The following is an 18,229-nucleotide window of genomic DNA, read 5'->3' on the forward strand; positions in this document are numbered from 1 at the left end:
GTTCAAAGCCAGAATGGAAGCGCCATGTGGAACCCGACCACCCGGCGGCAGTATAGTCGCAACCAGCCCCGATATGAAACCGACCTGACGGATAGAGAATGGGAGGTGCTCGCCCCGCTGTTTCCTCAACCGGCCCGCAGAGGGCGCAAACCAGTTTGGCCTGTGCGTGAGATCGTCAACGCCATCTTCTACGTTCTGCGTGGCGGTATCCCGTGGCGGCTTATCCCGAAAGACCTGCCGCCCAAGAGCACGGTGTTCGGTTATTTCTGCCGATGGCGCGATAGCGGGCTGTTCACGCGGATCAACCGTTGCCTGGTTGCAACGGATCGTGAGCGGGTCGGACGACAGGCCTCGCCGAGCGCCGCTGTTCTGGACAGCCAGAGCGTCAAGACCACCGAGAGCGGTGGTCCGCGCGGCTATGATGCGGGCAAGAAGGTCAAAGGTCGCAAGCGACAGGCGATGGTGGACATGGATGGTCGTGCGCTGGTCCTTGATCCCCAGCCTGCCGATATTCAAGACAGAGACGGCGCGATCCCTGTTCTGCAGGTATCCCGCAAGTCCTTTCCCTTCGTAGAAAAGGCATTCGCCGACATGGGATATTCAGGTGACAGGCCGCAGAATGCGACGCTGGTCGATGTCGAGATCGTCCGTAAGCCCAAGGATCAGGTCGGCTTTGCCGTTCATCCAAAGCGCTGGGTCGTCGAGCGTTTCTTCGCCTGGATCAGCCGAAATCGACGACTGTGGAAAGACCCGGAGGCAACGATAAAGTCGGCCGAAGCATTTCTCTATGCTGCATCCATCATGACGCTGACAAGGCGCATCGCACGACCATCATGAATTCTCGGACGGACTCTTTGAAACCAAGCATAATCTCGATGGCCTTCATCGTTATATGAAAAACAACAAGACCGAGTGCGCGCTGGCGATCTTCTCGGCCAAGACAAAAATCAGTTACCCGAAGTATATTCTGGATGCGATCGCCAAATGATGGGGCCGAATAAGCTTGTCATAGCTGCGGCAGGCTCGGGGAAGACCACCTACCTCGTCAGGCAGGCGCTTGCTGTTGAAAAGAAGCGCGTCCTCATCACCACCTACACGGAATCGAACGAAGAGGAGATCCGGCGCAAATTTTTCGAAATCCATGGCTCAGTTCCGGGCAACGTGCATATCCAGACCTGGTTTAGTCTGCTAATCGAGCACGGCATCAAGCCCTTTCAAGGCAAGCTGTTCGATTGGGAAGTTGCCGGCATGCTTCTGGTTTCGCAGAGATCCGGTTTTCGCGGTCGCGACCGGCAAGACCGCCCCGTGTATTGGGGTGAAGAAGATTGCCGGCGCTGCTACTTCGACCGTCGAAATCGCGTCTATTCGGACAAATTGGCGAGGCTGGTGGTGCGATGCAACGAGGCAGCAGACGGCGCCGTCATCGAGCGGCTTTCCCGTATTTATCCCTTTATTTTCGTGGATGAAGTCCAGGATCTTGCAGGCTACGACCTCGACATTTTGACCGCTCTCTTCAAGAGCCCTTCTAACGTCGTCATGGTGGGTGATCCCCGGCAGGTCACCTACGTCACTCATCTGGAGGCTCGTCTTAAAAAGTATAGGGATGGGGGGATTGCCGACTTCATTCGGGCGGAACTTCCCCGAAAAGTCACGTGCGATATTGATGTGACCAGCCTCATGGCATCGCATCGCAATAGCACCGCGATCTGCGAACTATCGTCGAAGCTTTATCCAAAATTGACGGCAGCGACTGCATGTAAATGCGCCGACTGTAGGCAGCCGGTCCCTGATGATGCGGGTCTCTACATCGTCCGACGTAACGATCTGCCACGCTATCTCAAGACCGGACGACCGGTACAGCTGCGATGGAGTTCCGCCGTTAAGGTTGCATCTGCAGCACTGCCGTCGCTTACGTTCGGACGATCCAAGGGGCTCGGTTTTCACCGCGTCATTATCTATCCGACGAAAGAAATGATGGACTGGCTGAAGGGCGCCCAATCGGCGTTGAAAGCCGAAACCCGTGCAAAACTCTATGTTGCCCTAACCCGCGCAAGGCATACGGTAGCGGTGGTCCATGACCTTGCCGATGGTGAAGTCGTTCCAGGATTCACATTGTTCCAGTAGCGAAAATTTCCGGAAATGCACCCTATATAGATCTATGATTTCATTCTTGGCGGTGGGGCATCATCTTCCGATGATGCCATTTTTCTAGGTGGCTTCGTTGAATTCCCGATACAGGTCGATTGTGGGCAGATGTGCATCGATAGTCTCGCGCACCTTCGCGGCCATCGGCAGGTTGTTTTTCTCGTTTTTCCACACATCCATAAACCGTTCGACCGTCTCGCGTGCTGTGTCGAGGACCAGCTTTTCGGACAGCGCCGACTTGGCGGCCAGATGTGCAAGCTCATCCTTCGATAGCTCCGCCATTCTTTTCGTGCGTGAAAAGTTAAGCGCCGCCGTATCCTCTCCCTCGATATAGGGGATGGTCGATAGCAAATCGTAAGCCGGCGAGAGCGCAGGAGTGCGGCGATCGGGGTAGATCAGAGACCAATTTTTCAGATGCATGTCGCCATTGCCGATCAGTGTGCTGAAGACCAACCGGCGGATGAACTCCGCCACGTCGGCCGTGCTCGTCTCGATGCCGAGGACGCGGGCGATCATCCGGTAATTGCCCTTGCTGTACTTGTCATCCGGCTTCACGCCGAACACTTGCGCAAAATCCTCGATGTGTACCGGGCCCTCCGGTGTACGGTCGAAACGTCTAATAGCGAGCGCTTGCCCATGCAGTTCGCCCACGCCCTTTGGCAAGCCGCTCACTGCATCCAGCTCGACCAACTGGATCTCCGGCACATCCATGCCCATCATGCCGGCGATAGTCATCATTGAGAATTCGTTTTCTGGCACGCCGCTATACTGCTGGGAGGGCAGCTTTACGATCCATGATCCACCTGTACCCTCGGCCGGAATAGTCAGGCCGCCTCCCTTCGCGGTGTTCTTGAAGGCCGAGAATTTCAACTGCACCCCGGCCAGCGAAAAGCGCAACGCATTCGGTCGCGCTTCGACAGAAGCCTGCTCATCATCAGGCGGCAGGTCATCGCCGTCGGAGGGGTGTACCGTTACCGCACCAGGCAGGTCGCGGCCGAGCATCCAGAGCAGGAAAAACTCCCGCGTCTGTTTTACGCCGGCGCGCTCGGCGAGGTATTTGCGCAACGGACCTTCCGGCAACAGGTTCGAAAAGAACGGCGGGACCACCATGTTATACGGACGGAACTTCGTAACCAGTGCGCCGAACGGGTCCTTGAATGACAGGCTGAGTGTGGGCCGCTTCTCGTCTTCGATATAGCCCTCGTTGAATGCGAAGATCGAGCGGCCATCCTGCAGGTTCGTCAGGGTGGCGACCGGTTCGCCGTTTAGCTTGACATCGAGCACCGTGACTTTAGGCATCGTCGTCCTCATCCAGTGCGTAGGCCGAGCGCGGGACCGCGTCATCGCGGTCGCGATGCACTGCGGCGTTGCGCAGCTGTCTTATCTCGCGCGCGATTGCGCCCATTTCTTGCCGTGACATCTTATCGGCCCGGGAAGTCTCCAGGCGGTCGGCTGCCCGCTTGAGTATGTCCAGCTCGTCAGGGGTCAAAGGCAAATGCCGAAGGAGGGCCAGGCTATCCTTGAATATGTCCGCGTCGGCCCTTGTTCCAGCCCCATAGCCGAACTGCGCCAACCATCGCTCGAGACGAGCCACGAGTTTGCGCTGGTCGGATGTAAGGACATCATTTGACGTCGAGCTGCTATCGAGGATATTGCGGATCGCCGGCATCAGCTTCTTTGGCGCAAGTACGATCTCGAGGTCGAGTGCACGCGCCACATCCACCAGGCTGCCTAGTCCGGGCTCCATCGTGCCCCGTTCGATCTGGGAAATATGGCTTTGCGTCAGGCCCGAACGTGCGCTCAGCTCACGCTGGCTTACTTTCTGCCCTTCCCTGGCAGCGCGTAATTGCTGCGTTATATGCTCTGTCTTGTATGCCACGATCACTATCCTGTATCACATGATACCGTCTATACAGGATAATATATAGACAACTCTGCAGAAGAGTGCAACATTGATACACAGAACCGCATCACTGAGGTGGTTTATATATAATCATATATCGGTGCAGCAGTACAGGCTCATAATATGGTTCTAGCCTCTGTAGCCACCCATCAGGATGCGCAACAGATCGGCCTGTGCAGACCCTGCCGGCATCGTATCCGTTGTGAAAGGGACACTGATATAGGCCTGCCCGTCAGGTTGCGGCTGGCAATGCACGCCGAATTCCTCGAAAAGCTGGAACCCGACCGCACCAACATCGATCAGTGCATCATAGCTCGGCCAGCCCCCACGCGTATCCCATAGGCCGCGCAGCTGCTCCACCAGCCGACCGATGACCCTGAGAAAAGCCTGATCCTCGGTCGGCAATTCGGGCGCTACCTCGCAGAGGGTGTCGTATTTGTTCATCCCGTCCAGATGGCCGAACAGGTAGGATGCGATCCGCAAGGGCTCAAGGATGACGATACCGACTTCCTCAAAGACCCGCACCACATTGCCATGCAGGCGATAGGACCGGATGGCATCGCGCGCCCTGCTACGGCAATCCTTCAGCCGGACGGCCAAATTGTCGCGGAAACGGGCTTCCTCGTTGACCGCGAACCCCGCCGACAAACGGCAGACCGCGTATTCACCCCAGCAGGCTTCGGCGAAATGCTGCTCGTGATCGCGGATGAAATGTCCGGTCGGCGGACGAAAATGGATGCCAGGGAATTGGTCCTCGCGAAAGGCGTTTTCTTCGACATGCGCGCATTCATGGGCGATGATGGCAATGGCCGTACGGAAATCCTCTTCGTCGCGATCGGCCTCCTCGAGCACAATCGGGCATACCGGACCCGCCGACAAAACGATATGCGTCTTCACGGCGTCGCCACGCATGACCACGATACTCTTTCCGACGCCGGCCAAGCCCTCGTCATTGGTACGGCTCAACGGCGCCAGCCCTTCGACGCCGCGATCGAGGTCACGCAGCGCCTCATCGTAATCGACCGCTACGGTCACACCGTCGAGCGCGCTGATATCGATATATTCCCCGACCTCGCGCAGAATGTGGAACATCTGCTGCCCGAGGCATTCGGCGCCGTACTGGTTGGTGATGCCCCGTACCGTCACCTGAATCTGTGGAAGCGTGGAGGCAGACACCTCTTGTCGCGGCGTGTCGCTCGTATCCATATTAGCCCCTCACTCCGCTCGCCTCATGCGGTTTCACCCAGCTGCGCCTGCCCGCCGGCGGCAAGCACCTTGTAGCGGGCATGCAGGTCATAGAATGCTTCGTCGCCCACCATGGTGGGTATCATGCGCACAAGGCTGAAGACGCACAGCAAAACGGCGAGGCCGAGTATGTTCAGCGTCTCCTGCAGCTCGTCTTCCTCCAGCAGGGGATCGAGGCTGAACAATGCGGTCCCGTCCGCCAGGAACGAACGATGCCGCAATAGCGAGCTGTAGGTGACATGTGCCGTGTCGGCCGAGATCTCACGATACATGTGCACCATGCGCGGGAACTGGCTGTCCTTGCTCAGGTCACTCGGCTTTAACTGCGCGCCCTTCTTGTCATTCAGGAATTCCTGCAGCAGCTTACGCGACCCGGCATCAAGGTCCGTCTGCATGTCCTTAAGCGCCTTGGCTCTCGACCATTTACTCTTGGCTTCGTCATCCTTGAGCGCCTGCAGATAATCAGGCTTGCGGCGCGCCGCATCCATATGGATCGCGCATTCGACGACCTTGCGGCAGGTACTGCGCACATCGAGCACCTTGTCATGCTCAGCGAGCAACAATGCCGTGTCGAACAATGTCAGGGCACGGGCGAACAGCGCGAATTTCACGAACAGCAGCTCGGGCTCTTCGCCTTCCGGCGCATCGAAGCTGTCAACGTCCGCGAGCTTCGCCGCAGCCATGCGGAAATCCCTCATCCATTGCAGCCATGCTTCATTTATCTGGGGCTGATCATCATTCATGCGATTCTTCCTGGTTGCCACCGGTACATGTGGAGTCAAATAGCTATCCCGGAGGATAATCCCACCGCCAAATGGTTCGGCGGAATGCGATGCGACTACGCGATAGTAAGGAAGTCGGCAGCCGTCAGCGCCAAACCTTTGTCGAGAGAGGCGAACTCGACCGCAGCAGCCTTTTCCGTACCGTCAGCCTCATACTGAAGAGCACCCGTGTCTTTATATGGCCGTTCCTACATCGTGGCGAACGTAAACGGAATGCGGAAGCCGCAATTGCCGTGCTCGTCCCATTGGAAGAAGAAGCCACCCTCGCCCAGCACATCGATGATGATCTCGCCGATCGGTGCGAATTCGCTTCGATCTTCCCATTGCCCGTACCTGGCCCACAGTTCTCTTAGCGCGGTGCGCAGCCTTTCGAAAAACGGTGCGAACCAATGCCCTCCCAGCGCCCCGCGAACCGCAGGCACATCGTCTATCGTCAAGCCGTGACCGTCCATATGGCCGAGCAGATAGCTGCCGCTCGTCATCAGGTTCTGGTAATACCGCACGACCTCGGAGAGTACTCGGTCATGATCGTGATCGGTGCGATAGCGCCGGATACATTCGTTTGCCCGGTTCATCGTCTCGTCGAGATGTGTGATGAATGCATTGGCGTAATCCTGCAGAGGATCTCGGCCGAACGGGGCTGCGATACGGCAAGCCGCATACTCATCCCAGCAGGCGTTTTCGGCCTGCCCTTCGCAGGCATCTGCGGCATCATCGTAGATTTTTTTTAGCAGCGTATCGGGGAACGCCTTGTCAGTCGTCATGGTGAGTTCGACATGTGCGCATTCATGAGCGAGCAGATGCAGGGAATGGGCGTAGTGCTCATCTTCCTCGTCCGGCAGTGAATAGATATAGGCAGCGTTCAGTACCAAATGCGATTTGAGAATACCGTCTCGGATGACGCTCGGCGCCATCGCAACGCCTTCGACCAGCTCGGAACTGGGCGTTAGGCGGTGGTCCGTCTCATATCCTCTATCGAGTGCGAGAAGCGCTTCCTTGTAATCGACGGCGATGGTGATGCCGTCCAGCCGCTCGAGATTGATGTAACGGCTCAACTCCCGCACATAATTGCCGACGCAATAGGCGAGCTTCTCGCCTGCTTTTTCTTCCATGCCTTGGACTGAAATACCAATGCTGGGCACGGTGATCGGTCGCTCTTCCTCGGTGGTCTCCGTCATGCTTCCTCACGCTGACTACAAGTGCGTCTTGGCCCAGACCAGCGCGGTCAACGCCCCTGCCCTTGCCTCTTCCACGGATGCGAATTCCTTGTTGCCGCTGCGGGTCGCACCGTTCTTGCGGTTCGTTACCACCACGCCAAAGCCTGCATTTTTGGGGAATACCGTCAGCTTATATCCTTCGGTGTTGATGTAATCATTGCCCTTGGCCGAACGTTTCCACGAGCGCTCGGCCCATGTCTTACGGCGTTTGGCGAGGCTCCTTAATCCCCTCTCCCGTTCTTTCGGACGGACATAGTCCTCTTCCATATGTTCGGCACAGACGCAGCCAACCGCCAATGATTCCGTGGTCTGGCCGTGCTCCATATAATGGACGTAGCGGATGGTGACGCTTTCGCACATTTCGCAAAGCTGGGAAGGCTCACCCAAATCCTCGATCCCGACACATGACCATCCCTTTTTGGGCACCCCAGCTTCGGACCATTTGCCATGACTCGTGTGATCCCTGGTCATCGCGTCCACTCAATCTTGACGTCTATTTCACGATACTGAGCTTCGAGCGTCGGACTTCACCACCCTCATTGTCGGTTCCGTGCTGGGGCAGAATACAAAATAAAAGTCGTTCGACCTCAGTCATTGGAAGCGATAGCTCATCGGCAACGTCCACGAGACTTTTCCGCTCCGCCCAAAGCTGGGATAGAACCTTCCCCCATAGCACAGACGTTTCCCTGGGGATGCCGTCAGGTTCGCTCGTGCGATAACCGCGTTTCCCAAGCTCGATACATATGGAACGGTATTGCCATTCGGAGAGCATGGGTCTGGTAAGATGTGCCAGTCGGTATGCCAGCGCCATTGCAGAGACGCGCCACCTTTTCTTCGCCCGTAAAATGAGATCAGCCGTTATAAGACGGGGCATTCTGACCCTAACGTCTTCCTCCGGCATTAGAAAGGCGGAAGCGAAGCGGTTTGCCTCCACCTCGGCCGTGCGTGTATCTTCGTCCGCACCTGAGGTTTGGCCATGCCTGTGCAGGACCAAATGGCCCAGTTCGTGAGCCGCATCAAAAATACTACGCTCCGCCGATTTGAACGAGTTCAGAAACACATACGCTTTGTCATTTTGCCAGAACGAGAATGCATCGACATTTGCCGTGGTTTCTTCTAGCCCCAGGACGCGGATGCCTTTGGCCTCCATCAGTTTCATCATGTTTGCGATGGGTTGGTAGCTGAGGCCCCAGTGCTGGCGGAGAGCATCGGCGGCAGCTTCAGGTGTCAATTCCGGGTCGAAATGCGGCAAATCCAACGCCGGTAGATTGTATCGATTTTCAAGCCACTCATATACTTCGACCCCGTTATCGCCGGCCGAGAGGGCAGCATTTCTTTCTTTCGCGGTCATGCTCGACAGGCTGCGAAAGCTGACGATTTCTGCTGAAAGGAGTGCCGGGTCTTCCTTGAAGAAAAACTGCACGGGATAACCGAGAACCTCTGCGAGTTTCTCAAGTGTTCCAGAATCAGCCTGGTTCTGACCGGTTTCAAGCCGCGTGATTGTGACCGGCGATACGCCGGCCTTTTCTGCCAGTTCCTTCGCTGTCAGCTTCTGCCGTTTTCTGGCGAGGCTGAGTCTCTTTCCATTGAACATGATTGTTCGGCTTTATTTTCGACTGACGACGATATCCAGATCCGGATCGTTGGTCGGTTCATTGATGCCAAAATCGATCGCGTCCAGATCGCCACCCTCAATCAAAAATACGCGATCGATACAGCGAAGGAATTGGCCATTCTTCACCACAGGTAAGCTGAGTTCCATTGCGCCAAACTGATCGACCATCAGGTAATTTGTTTTGTGGTCTCCATGAAACTTGACCACGCTGATAGGGAGGTCGATACCGGCAGCTTCAAACATATCGCCACAAGCCACGCGTTCGGAGCCAGCGCCTTTTCGAGACCGCGCTTTAGGATCCGCTTTGCGGCAGGCTTGATTGACATTTACAAAGAGAACTCGAAGCTTGAGGACGTCATTGCGTATGCCTTCCACACCTTCCTCGCTAAAGATCTCCCAATTTCCACCGAGGTTTTCGGCTCGAAGGCCCTTCACTCCGTCCATACGCGAACATGCCGGCGGCATTGGTGGGATGCAGTGGTGAGGCTGTCGCAGCAGCAGCAAGTGCGTGATGACCTGCCGCGATCAATTTCTCACGCTCAAGTTCCAGGCGAGCAAGGTAAAGGTCGCCAATCTCAGAACTAGTGATTGTCTTTGGGCTGATATTTTCCATGCCGCCGACTCATGTTAATTTTCTTAACCTCATTTGTGGAGGAAAAAATTAACATGGTCAAGCTAGAAGAATGTATTCGACTAATTCACAGGACGCCCCACGCCCGAAACCTCCCCCTCCCCGTCATCTCTCTGAGGCCGAGTTCCAAAACGATCCGCCGCGCCGCCTGCGGCGTGACCTCGAGCGTTTTGGCCACCATTTTTGCTGACACAAGGGGGCGTGCCATAACAAGCTCGACCAGTTTTGGCAGTTTGGACGAGGTCCGTCGCCCCTCCAGTTTTCGCTCCATCAGTGTGCGCGCCAACACAAGCCGGTCATGTTCTTTCATGCCGATCTCGGCGGCCGCCAAAAGCCCGTGGGCGATGGCGAGCAGCCTTGTCTCACGATCACGGCTTCGGCGCCGATCGACGGGTATGGTTTTAAGGCCAAGATTGATGGCTGCGAGATGGGCGCCGGTGGTGATACCTGCTTCCCTTATGATCGACGCAGCAAATAGCCGGCCGAGCCAAGGTGCGTGCTGCAGGACCAAAAGCTCGTTCCAGGCATCGAGTGCGATAATTGCCTGCAGCACCGCCGGCAGTTCTTGTGCCTGGCGCAGCACGCCGCGCCATTCGTCGAGCCGGGCATCCTCGTCCCAGTCGAGATCATAGACGAGAGGATCTCGTTCGCTCGGCCTGCTAGCGTCCGCGCGGCCGGGCCGCTTTGCGCTCTCGATCGCAGCCTCCGATCTGGCCAGCACAGCATCGATGGCGGCAAGATCGACGCCGGGCAGATTTTCCGCATCGTCATCTTCCCCCTCCCCTTCCGGATTAGCCGAGACCGCACGCCGGATGGCGACTTCCGTCGACGCCTCGGAGCCGACCGCGTTGGTGTCCGACGTCTGTCGCAAAGCTCCGACACCATCCGTCGACAAAGCCCAGTCGGCGGACTGGCTGGCAATGCGCCGGCGGGTTCGTAAAACGTCGCGGGCGATTGTCAGCTCGTGGGTGGGTGTGCGGGTGTCTCGGAAAGCGTCATGGAGGACGAGGTCTTCGAGATGGACAAGCTCGCCGTCGATCCACAGCGAGGCGCAGGCGTCGGCGAAGTTTTGGCGCTCGAGAAAGCCCACGCCGACCGGCGAGCGGGCGATGCGCTCGTCGAGACGGGCTATGGCAATGCCCGCTTCAAAAGCAGGCCCAACCAAGTTTGAGATAGACAACTTCGCGAGATCGTAAGCCATTGATTTTATGGTAAACGATTTCCTAAAGGAACGCTATCTGGTTATTGATGTTCCTCACATGGTATAATTGCCGGTTGGTGTTCTAACCATCGATAAGTACTGCTTATCGATGGTTATCGATTTCAGCGCCAAAATCCGTATGTCGGTCGCCCTTGATGAGCGGAAACGCCCAGTATTCCGGTCTTTCAGGCAGATTGCGGCGAGGATGGATGGAAACGGAATACTGTGTTGGCATAAGCCGTCTAAAACGTTGGGAGGGCAAGCGGCTTCCAGCCAAACGCAGCTGTAGGATAACCGCCATCGGAAGCATTCCGGCCAATCTGGAAGATTTCAATGATCCTCGCAGGCAATAAGCGGAACCATCCCAGGGAGACTGGTTCCGCTTAATCAAGCTGATCGATAGTTGTCGCGCGTTTCGATTACCATGGCAGATCGCAATCCGCTGTAACCACTGCCTGCCGATATCAGGACTCGCATATCTGTATGTGCGTCAGCGTCGCTGCCATTAAAAGCGGCATCGAACGACTGCTGCGAACGCGCGAGAATGATCGAGAGGCACCCATAGGCGGCGCCGACATCGCCTAAGCGCAAAGAAGGGTAAACAGGCTCCACTCCCTCCTGCAAGCAGAATGGATTAAGTCGGTGCATGGCGAAAGACAGCTCCGTCGCGCGGTAGCGACTATTGTTCCAGTCGGCAATCCAGGCGTTGATCAATTTCGTCTGCCCTTCGCGTGCGGCCATGTCGGCGGCCGCAAATGCCGCGTCGCTGAGCGCCGTGAATGCGCTCTCGGCCTGCTCGTATTCCAGTGTGGGTTCAACGAAGTTGCCGGCACCCAGGACCTGCGGATGCGACGACACTTTACTCTGACCCGAGAACAAAAGCATGCCTGCCGCCTCGCCGGGAACAAAACCAAACTGGTTTTGCTTGCTGAACAGTCGTTTCTGGTCGTTGAGACGATTAAGCCGACGGTGATCGCTGTAGCTGTCGACAGCCGCGATCATAATCATAGGCGAATCGTCTGATCTGCTTTCCAGAAAACAATCAGCGATGGCCGACCCTACACCGGCGTGACCGACAGCGCGCATCACCGTCGAGGAAAAACGAAGGTCGCAAGCATGATTGACCGCATTCTGAATATTGGCGGCCAACTCCTGCCCGAGCGTGCCGCGCGAGCCCTTGTCCAGACCACCGGCTTCGTCAACCTCAGGGAGCAACAGGATCAGCTTGATCGTTTTGCGACGCGCTTCCGATAACGCCGGGACAGACGAAGACAGGCGGGTGATGAAATCTTCGGTCGCTTCCGCCAGCAATTCGCGGGCGCGATCAGCAAAACGACCGATCGTGTCTCCATCCCGAAACGCGCAAAGTTGCGGCTGAAAATCCTGCCCGAGAAAACGCTCGTTGCGAAACAGAACCGTTTTATCCGCCGTAATCGCTGCAAGCGTGGCTTCGGCGCTCGGAGCCAGCGCCGTTGAGAGACCGCATTCAATAAGCTCGAATGTCACGGATCAACCATCGCTTTCGCTGCGGACATTCAGATCAGTTATCCGCCCACCGGCCACCACATTGAGGAATTCAAGCATCCCGTATTTCTGGTCGCCGTAATCTCCAAACAGAAGTTCGACCTGACCATTATGCTGGCGTGTAAAGATTTCGGCCTCGTTGTCCGGGATTTCGCTGTCGAGATTGCTGATGGACGTAAACACGCCACTGCCGAAGAGACTGAGGAAACAATCCTCGACGTCATCGAGATCCCCGGCGGGAAAGCCCTGACCCGCGCTTGATGTGACGATCAGCCTGTCGCCGGCGTAATTCTCGCTGACCTCATCCCGAAAAGCGGCAAACGCGGGGAAGGATATGCCCTCGGCGGTAAAATTCAGAACATCGGTCGCCGCAGCCTCCCCGTGTTCGGCAGCCGTCACATCTGAAATCTCCAGTGATGCAACATTCTGTCGAAAGCTTGTTGGCGGCGACAGCGCATCTGCGTCCTCACCAAGAAGCGCGCGCATGGCCTCATAGCCTTCCTGGCTGGTGTGATGAAGCCGCGCCACGATACGAATGGCCGCGACAAGTGCGTTGTAATGAACACCTTCAGACGAAACGGTCACCGACATATTGCCTTCGTCACTCCAGCCGACATGGACCTCGGCTGTTTCGCGCGTTGGAAACCTGTCCCAGCAGAAAAAGCCGAGACGCAAGGCATCTTCAAGCTCGGTAAACGCTTCTTCGAGCACTTCACGGCGCTCGTCGTCGGGCGCCATGTCGTCGTTGTAGATGACGTCGAGTCGGAAACTGCGCAGATAAATCGGAAGATTTGAAAGGGGTTGTTTCAGGGTCTCTTTGACCAGGCTGGACACGCGGTATTCTCCGATGAAAGTGATTATTCGAAACGGGAAAGGTAGGCTTCAACCTTGTCATTATGGGCCGGCTCACCGGTTCCCCCGAAGGCAAACGCCTTCATGCAACCTGCAGGCATTTGCACCGGCGAAAGATAAGCCGCAACGGCCCGGTATGCATCGATAGCCTCACCCTTATTGACATCTCCCCAGATGGGCTCGGAGCCCGCCGTAATACTCAACACGGTGTCCGACTTATCGACGGCAATATCGGGTTGGCTTCCGATGTCTTCCATCGGTGGAAGACGATCCCAGAACTCCGCACCGACCAGAGTTCGCCAGCCGATATCCGCAATGCCGGCCTTTTCTCCTGATTTCCAGCGATAAGCTGAACCTTCGCGCCGAACTCCATCCATCACCATTGATGGAGAAATCTCGATCGCTGCCTTAAATCGCGCGGCGGCAGCGCCCAGAATAAATTCGAGGCTGCCTTTGTACGGCGGCAGAAAGAAACCAAACCCCATCACGCCGGTTATCACGCGCACCTTAAGCAACTCCTCGGTCACGAAGTCCGCAAATTCGCGGATCGATGGCGCGGTTTCGGGAAGATCGATTTCCAGGAAATGGAAATGACTGCGCTGTTCGACGCAAAAATACGGAACAGCCGGTTCCTTGAATTCCTCAATCGCATATCCATAGCGGCGAATACCCTCGCCATATTCGGTGCTGTCACGCCGAAAGAAGTTCTGGCCGTCCGTAATCAAGTCCGGATTGGTCCAACGGATCTTTCCCGTATGTCCGGGAAAGTTGTAGGCAGTCACATTGGCGCTCTCTCCAAACGCAGCCTCGAACCGACTGTAAATCGCTGCCAATGCACTACGGCTCGGCTCTGCATGAATATCGCCTTCGACAATCGCGATGATCCTGAATGCGGGCACAGCAGAGGGATTGCCATTGTACAAAAGTAGGTCGGTCATTCAAAACTCCGGATTTTTCAGGTCAGGCGGACGGGACGACTAGGCCGCCCTTCTTATCGCAGTCACAAGTGGCATTATCCACCTTTTTCGGGTTCTGGCCCGAGGCTCTGCGATACGCTTCTTCCTGCTTTTGTTTCTCCTGCCAGTTGTCCTGATATCCCGTATCGGGATCGTCAAACTTGTAGTCGTAAACATCGATCAGGTCGCCATCCGGCCCTTGAATGGCAACATCTGGAACAACCTTGATGGCCTTGTCCACAATCATCTCCGATTGCTTGATCATGTCGTAGATTTCGCAACCGGTATAAGCGAGGTCGGCCGCATCGACGATGGTCGAAAGTATGTTCAGACCGGGAACAAGCTTCATCCAGGCCTTCCCGGCCATTTTAACGCCCTTTTGGACAATTTTGCGTTTTACGAGTTTGTCGACCTGCCGCTTGATGGCACGCTCCAGGCCCGCGCGGTCATAGATCTTTCGCGCTCCCTCAAAGAGCTTGTCGGCAGAAGAATAAAACGCCTTTTCCGCATGACCGATGGCGCCTGGATAACGGCGGCCGATCGCTCGAGACAGCGCACTGTCACCTTTGTTGAGCGCAGCGGTCGTCCTGTCCTTGGCGATGTTGGAGGGCGTTCGGCAATTCCCGCCCTTTTTCTTGCAATCGTGCCACTCCTCGCGAACCTGGCAGAAAATCTTGCAGAGTTCTTTCATCACTTCCGAAAGACCCGCAGGCGGCTCATAATGCCCGCCAGCGCCGGAGATGCAGTTCTTGTTATTCATGAACAGCTTGTCCGACAGGCGGCAGATATTCTTGCCTTCTGCGTAGACGTTCGGTGAATAGGTTATCCAGGTGGATTCATGCAGGTTCGTGCCCGACATCACGCCCTTGGCGGTGCCCGGCTCGTCGCCATAACCCGGTGTATGCGCCGATCCTCTGATGGCCACCGAGTGGCCGCCGTCTGCGAAAACGGTGCGTGTGCCACGGATCAGGTCACGAGAGAACGATATGATCGAATAAGGCACCGGCACAGGCCCGGACGGCGTCAGGCAGACGTCAGGCGTCGAGTTCTTCTCATAGCCACCCGTGCCCTTGTGCGAGATGGTGAAGCCATTGGCGGAAACGGTATTCGGCATCGTCAAACCTCCATGCCGAGGCCGTCGAAGCACTCGGTATCCTCAGGCCGCACACGGAACCCGGACTGTCCCCGCAATGTCAGCTCGCTGCGCTCTACCAGCACGTCATTGGCGGCACTCATCAGAGGCATGGCGCCGCAATAGGACAGCGTCAACAAACCATCGTCAGGAAAAAGATGAACGGTTTGCAGCGTCATCGGTGTTTCCTGCCAACGGCTTTTGAAACGCGTCATCGACTCGAATTGCAGGGTCGGCAGCTCGGTGGTGAACTGTCGAAGCGACGCATCTCCGCCGTCGGGCAGCATATTGGTCAACGTAACCGTCAGGCCTTCCGGCGGCGCATGATCGAGTTGCTGGTCAACCGACACACTCTGCCAGTAATCCTCATGAAGATCATCAGGCAGAAGCGGTGATTTCCGGCGCATCCAGTTCTGGTCGTAGGTGCCGGAATGCTGCGCACGCTGCGGCCATGATTTAGGAATGGCGCAAAAGGCTGCCGGCTCGGCACTGCCATCCCATTGTTTCAAGGGCTCCGCACCTTGCGCATACAAACGCGGAAGCGCCTTGCCTTTTGCTGCAGCCTCGGTTTTCCAGTAACCCAATCCGAGAGGGTTGCCCGGATGCTCCTGTGCAAGTCCCGTGTCGCTTGCCTGATCGGTGCCGCCGAACGTCTGGCTGAAGCCAAGGAAAACGGGATCATCGCCGCTCTGCAATTGTGGCTGCAAACGGTCTGACCAGATCATGGCAGGCTGTACCGAAAGGGACTTCGACCACTCGCCGATGGAGGCGGACACCGTGTAGGGCTCATCAATCGCTGTCGTCGCCGGTCGATAGGCATGGCCGGTCACGACAACATCCGGCCGAACCTTCGGAAGGCCGATATCAAGGTCAGCGACCAGATCGCTGACGCCGACACCCTCACGCCAGACCGGTGCGCGAAAAAGATCGACCTGCTTGCGCTCGAAGAGACAAGTCCGTTGATAGCGCATGCGAAAGGTCGCCTTCGCCCAGACCAGCCAATAGCTCCGCCCGTCCTTGTCGCGATCGAAACCCGAAAAGGCGGCGAAGGGTGTACGGTTGGCCAGCGTCCACATCGCGCAGGTCTCCCCGGATCTCAGTTGAGTTCGACAACGGCGCCCTTGAGGCCTATCCGCCCAAGTGCTTCGATGGAAATGTCGTCACCCAGAATGCGCACGCGGCCATCGGGATAGAGGCGCAGTTCAGAGCGACCACATTTGAGGGAAAGAGGCGTATCCGCGCGTTTATGCGCTGGAGACAACACGCCCTGAGAGAAAGCGCGTGCAATTGCATCAAACGGCACATGGCCGATCAGAAGGACGGGTCCGGCTGCGAGGTTCATCCCGATTGCCAGACACCCGACCGTGTCTGCTCCGAACTGGGTGCCGGATATGACATTCGCGGGATCCACGCCTGCAATAATCGGAACGCCGGTATCCGGCACTTCCAGAATGAGATGAAGGCAAAACTGACCTCTATCCGCCGAGGCGTCGATGGGCTGGGAGAGCGGCAAAAGATTGGCTGCAAGATCGTGCTTCATGAAAGGACAACTCCGCAATTTCCGCAGGAAGCATGCTTTTTCACGTCGAGGATAGGTTCACGCATCGGTCCGCCCAACAAACGGCTGAACGCACCGGCAGCTACAAAAGCAAGCAAAGCAAAAAGTCTGAAAAACAGCCTCGAGCAGATCAGGCCGAACAGGAAAGATATGGGCCTCCCCCAATTCGGCATCTGCTCGCCGGGCAAAGACCTCCAGTCTCTTTTCTGGCTCTCAGTCTGCCGGGGTGTGAAATATGAAAACATCAGCGTCCCACTGCCCTCAGATCAAACTGTCGCTCGATTTCGCTGCGTTCCTGCCCTAGTGATATCTTGGCAACCGAAAATGCGGACACACCAGTCACCCAACCGTTGAAAACCATCTGACGGGCTTCCGCATCAAACGACCGGATGTTTCGCCGAGCATCATAAGTATTCAGTCCAAGAACTGAGATCGACGGCGATGTATTTTTCTGGACGTAAATTTCGGAAACGAAGTGTCCGCCGGCTGCCATATCCCAAGCGCGCGCGTAGGCATGCGCGACTGTTTCGCCGGACGTGTTCTTGATCGTTTGCATTTCGGCATCACCTGCAAATGACGTTTGCCCACTCTGATCGATCTGCTTGGTGAACGTGGATATCATCTCCGCGGCAACCTCTCGACCTTTCGTCAGATCGACTGGGCGAATGTGGACAACAAGATTGGGATATTCCTCCCCATCAAGTGACAGGTTGTAATCGCTTGTACCCTCGGGCTTGCCGCTGCTGTCGACCTTTTTGACATCCCAGTTCTGGGGATAAAGGAAAGTCTCTCCGCCCTTGGCTTTCTCCTCCCGCAGGCTCGCCAAAGCATCGCCGTCATCATGCATCCGCAGCCCGCCGAAAAAGCGGGACAACGCATCCTCGTATTCCGGATAATCCTCGTAATCGAATGCCGCATGGATAACGAGCACGTCACGCCCACGACTGATGGCGGCAACTCGACTCATACGGCTGTAGCCAGCACCTTCCTTGAACTCGCTGCCGGCGAGAAAGCCGAAAACACTGTTGCCTTTTTCTTGATCTTGGAGGATCCGATTGTAGCCATTGATGGCAAGGAACCCGTAGCCGGCAGTTTGTGCATCAGCGAAAGATGGGAACCGGAGACGATGGACCTCGATCATGAGCCTGTCGCGGTCCTCCGGCTCGTAGATTCGGGCGATTACACCCTCTTTCTCCTGAGGCGCCGTTTCCGTCCAGATATCCATCTTGTCGTTCAAGATCGACGAAAAGCTGAAACCAGTTTCGCCGAGATCAATCTTCTTCCGAGAGTATTTACCTGACAACTCGCTGGAGATCGCAAGAATTCTTTCAGTCGAATAGGTCTGGGCCATGGCCACCTCGGAAATGAAAAGGGTAAAAAGTGATGACGCACCAACCGCAAATGCCAGCATGGCCTTTCGACACATTTCACCGAGTTTATAAGATTTGATGTACTGCTGGTGCATCAT

Annotated in this window: 18 protein-coding genes; 2 read left to right on the plus strand and 16 right to left on the minus strand. The window is 56.4% G+C overall.

Annotated elements, in window-relative coordinates; all coding sequences use genetic code 11:
• The first annotated feature begins 24 nt into the window (after window positions 1-24).
• Window positions 25-837 (plus strand): IS5 family transposase, encoded by an 813-nt coding sequence (locus tag GAO09_RS08320; RefSeq protein WP_153353569.1) that lies wholly within the window; start codon window positions 25-27, stop codon window positions 835-837.
• A gap of 147 nt (window positions 838-984) precedes the next feature.
• Window positions 985-2,124: a UvrD-helicase domain-containing protein gene (locus GAO09_RS08325; protein ID WP_153353570.1), complete on the plus strand. Its 1,140-nt coding sequence runs from the start codon at window positions 985-987 to the stop codon at window positions 2,122-2,124.
• An 84-nt stretch (window positions 2,125-2,208) separates the two neighbouring features.
• Here the strand turns inward: GAO09_RS08325 and GAO09_RS08330 are convergent, their stop codons facing one another.
• The 16 genes from GAO09_RS08330 to GAO09_RS08410 all read right to left on the minus strand — a co-directional run bounded on the left by GAO09_RS08330 (window position 2,209) and on the right by GAO09_RS08410 (window position 18,229).
• Entirely contained in the window at window positions 2,209-3,444 is a 1,236-nt protein-coding gene (locus GAO09_RS08330; protein ID WP_153353571.1) for a type II toxin-antitoxin system HipA family toxin, read from the minus strand.
• The gene (locus GAO09_RS08335; protein WP_338015058.1) at window positions 3,437-4,024 is read right to left on the minus strand and encodes a helix-turn-helix domain-containing protein; all 588 of its coding nucleotides are present in this window, start codon (window positions 4,022-4,024) and stop codon (window positions 3,437-3,439) included. Before GAO09_RS08335 ends, GAO09_RS08330 begins: the two co-directional genes overlap by 8 nt.
• A 153-nt stretch (window positions 4,025-4,177) precedes the next feature.
• Window positions 4,178-5,254 carry a hypothetical protein gene (locus GAO09_RS29950; protein ID WP_235937993.1) on the minus strand — a complete coding sequence of 359 codons (1,077 nt, stop codon included), beginning with the start codon at window positions 5,252-5,254 and terminating at the stop codon, window positions 4,178-4,180.
• A 23-nt stretch (window positions 5,255-5,277) separates the two neighbouring features.
• Entirely contained in the window at window positions 5,278-6,036 is a 759-nt protein-coding gene (locus tag GAO09_RS08350; RefSeq protein WP_235937994.1) for a DUF5677 domain-containing protein, read from the minus strand.
• Window positions 6,037-6,263: 227 nt separating this feature from the next.
• The gene (locus tag GAO09_RS08355; protein WP_153353572.1) at window positions 6,264-7,253 is read right to left on the minus strand and encodes a hypothetical protein; all 990 of its coding nucleotides are present in this window, start codon (window positions 7,251-7,253) and stop codon (window positions 6,264-6,266) included.
• Between the two features lie 15 nt (window positions 7,254-7,268).
• The gene (locus tag GAO09_RS08360) at window positions 7,269-7,679 is read right to left on the minus strand and encodes a hypothetical protein (RefSeq protein WP_235937995.1); all 411 of its coding nucleotides are present in this window, start codon (window positions 7,677-7,679) and stop codon (window positions 7,269-7,271) included.
• A gap of 106 nt (window positions 7,680-7,785) precedes the next feature.
• On the minus strand, window positions 7,786-8,886 hold the full coding sequence (locus GAO09_RS08365; RefSeq protein WP_004119883.1) for a helix-turn-helix domain-containing protein: 1,101 nt from the start codon (window positions 8,884-8,886) through the stop codon (window positions 7,786-7,788).
• Between the two features lie 12 nt (window positions 8,887-8,898).
• The gene (locus GAO09_RS08370; protein ID WP_235937996.1) at window positions 8,899-9,351 is read right to left on the minus strand and encodes a hypothetical protein; all 453 of its coding nucleotides are present in this window, start codon (window positions 9,349-9,351) and stop codon (window positions 8,899-8,901) included.
• Window positions 9,352-9,605: 254 nt separating this feature from the next.
• On the minus strand, window positions 9,606-10,739 hold the full coding sequence (locus tag GAO09_RS08375) for an RHE_PE00001 family protein (RefSeq protein WP_153353574.1): 1,134 nt from the start codon (window positions 10,737-10,739) through the stop codon (window positions 9,606-9,608).
• Window positions 10,740-11,126: 387 nt separating this feature from the next.
• Window positions 11,127-12,245, minus strand: a complete 1,119-nt coding sequence (locus tag GAO09_RS08380) for a hypothetical protein (RefSeq protein WP_153353575.1) — start codon at window positions 12,243-12,245, stop codon at window positions 11,127-11,129.
• 3 nt (window positions 12,246-12,248) lie between these two features.
• Window positions 12,249-13,097, minus strand: a complete 849-nt coding sequence (locus GAO09_RS08385) for a hypothetical protein (protein ID WP_153353576.1) — start codon at window positions 13,095-13,097, stop codon at window positions 12,249-12,251.
• 23 nt (window positions 13,098-13,120) lie between these two features.
• Window positions 13,121-14,053, minus strand: coding sequence for a DUF3396 domain-containing protein (locus GAO09_RS08390; protein WP_153353577.1), 933 nt, complete (start codon window positions 14,051-14,053; stop codon window positions 13,121-13,123).
• Window positions 14,054-14,075: 22 nt separating this feature from the next.
• Window positions 14,076-15,185 carry a DUF4150 domain-containing protein gene (locus tag GAO09_RS08395; protein WP_153353578.1) on the minus strand — a complete coding sequence of 370 codons (1,110 nt, stop codon included), beginning with the start codon at window positions 15,183-15,185 and terminating at the stop codon, window positions 14,076-14,078.
• A gap of 2 nt (window positions 15,186-15,187) precedes the next feature.
• Window positions 15,188-16,279, minus strand: a complete 1,092-nt coding sequence (locus GAO09_RS08400) for a DUF2169 family type VI secretion system accessory protein (RefSeq protein ID WP_153353579.1) — start codon at window positions 16,277-16,279, stop codon at window positions 15,188-15,190.
• 20 nt (window positions 16,280-16,299) lie between these two features.
• On the minus strand, window positions 16,300-16,743 hold the full coding sequence (locus GAO09_RS08405; protein WP_153353580.1) for a hypothetical protein: 444 nt from the start codon (window positions 16,741-16,743) through the stop codon (window positions 16,300-16,302).
• A 262-nt stretch (window positions 16,744-17,005) separates the two neighbouring features.
• Complete coding sequence (locus tag GAO09_RS08410; protein WP_153353581.1) at window positions 17,006-18,229, minus strand: hypothetical protein; 1,224 nt, start codon at window positions 18,227-18,229, stop codon at window positions 17,006-17,008.

Origin of the sequence: Endobacterium cereale (assembly GCF_009617585.1) — a bacterium.
In the GTDB taxonomy this organism is placed as follows: domain Bacteria; phylum Pseudomonadota; class Alphaproteobacteria; order Rhizobiales; family Rhizobiaceae; genus Neorhizobium; species Neorhizobium cereale.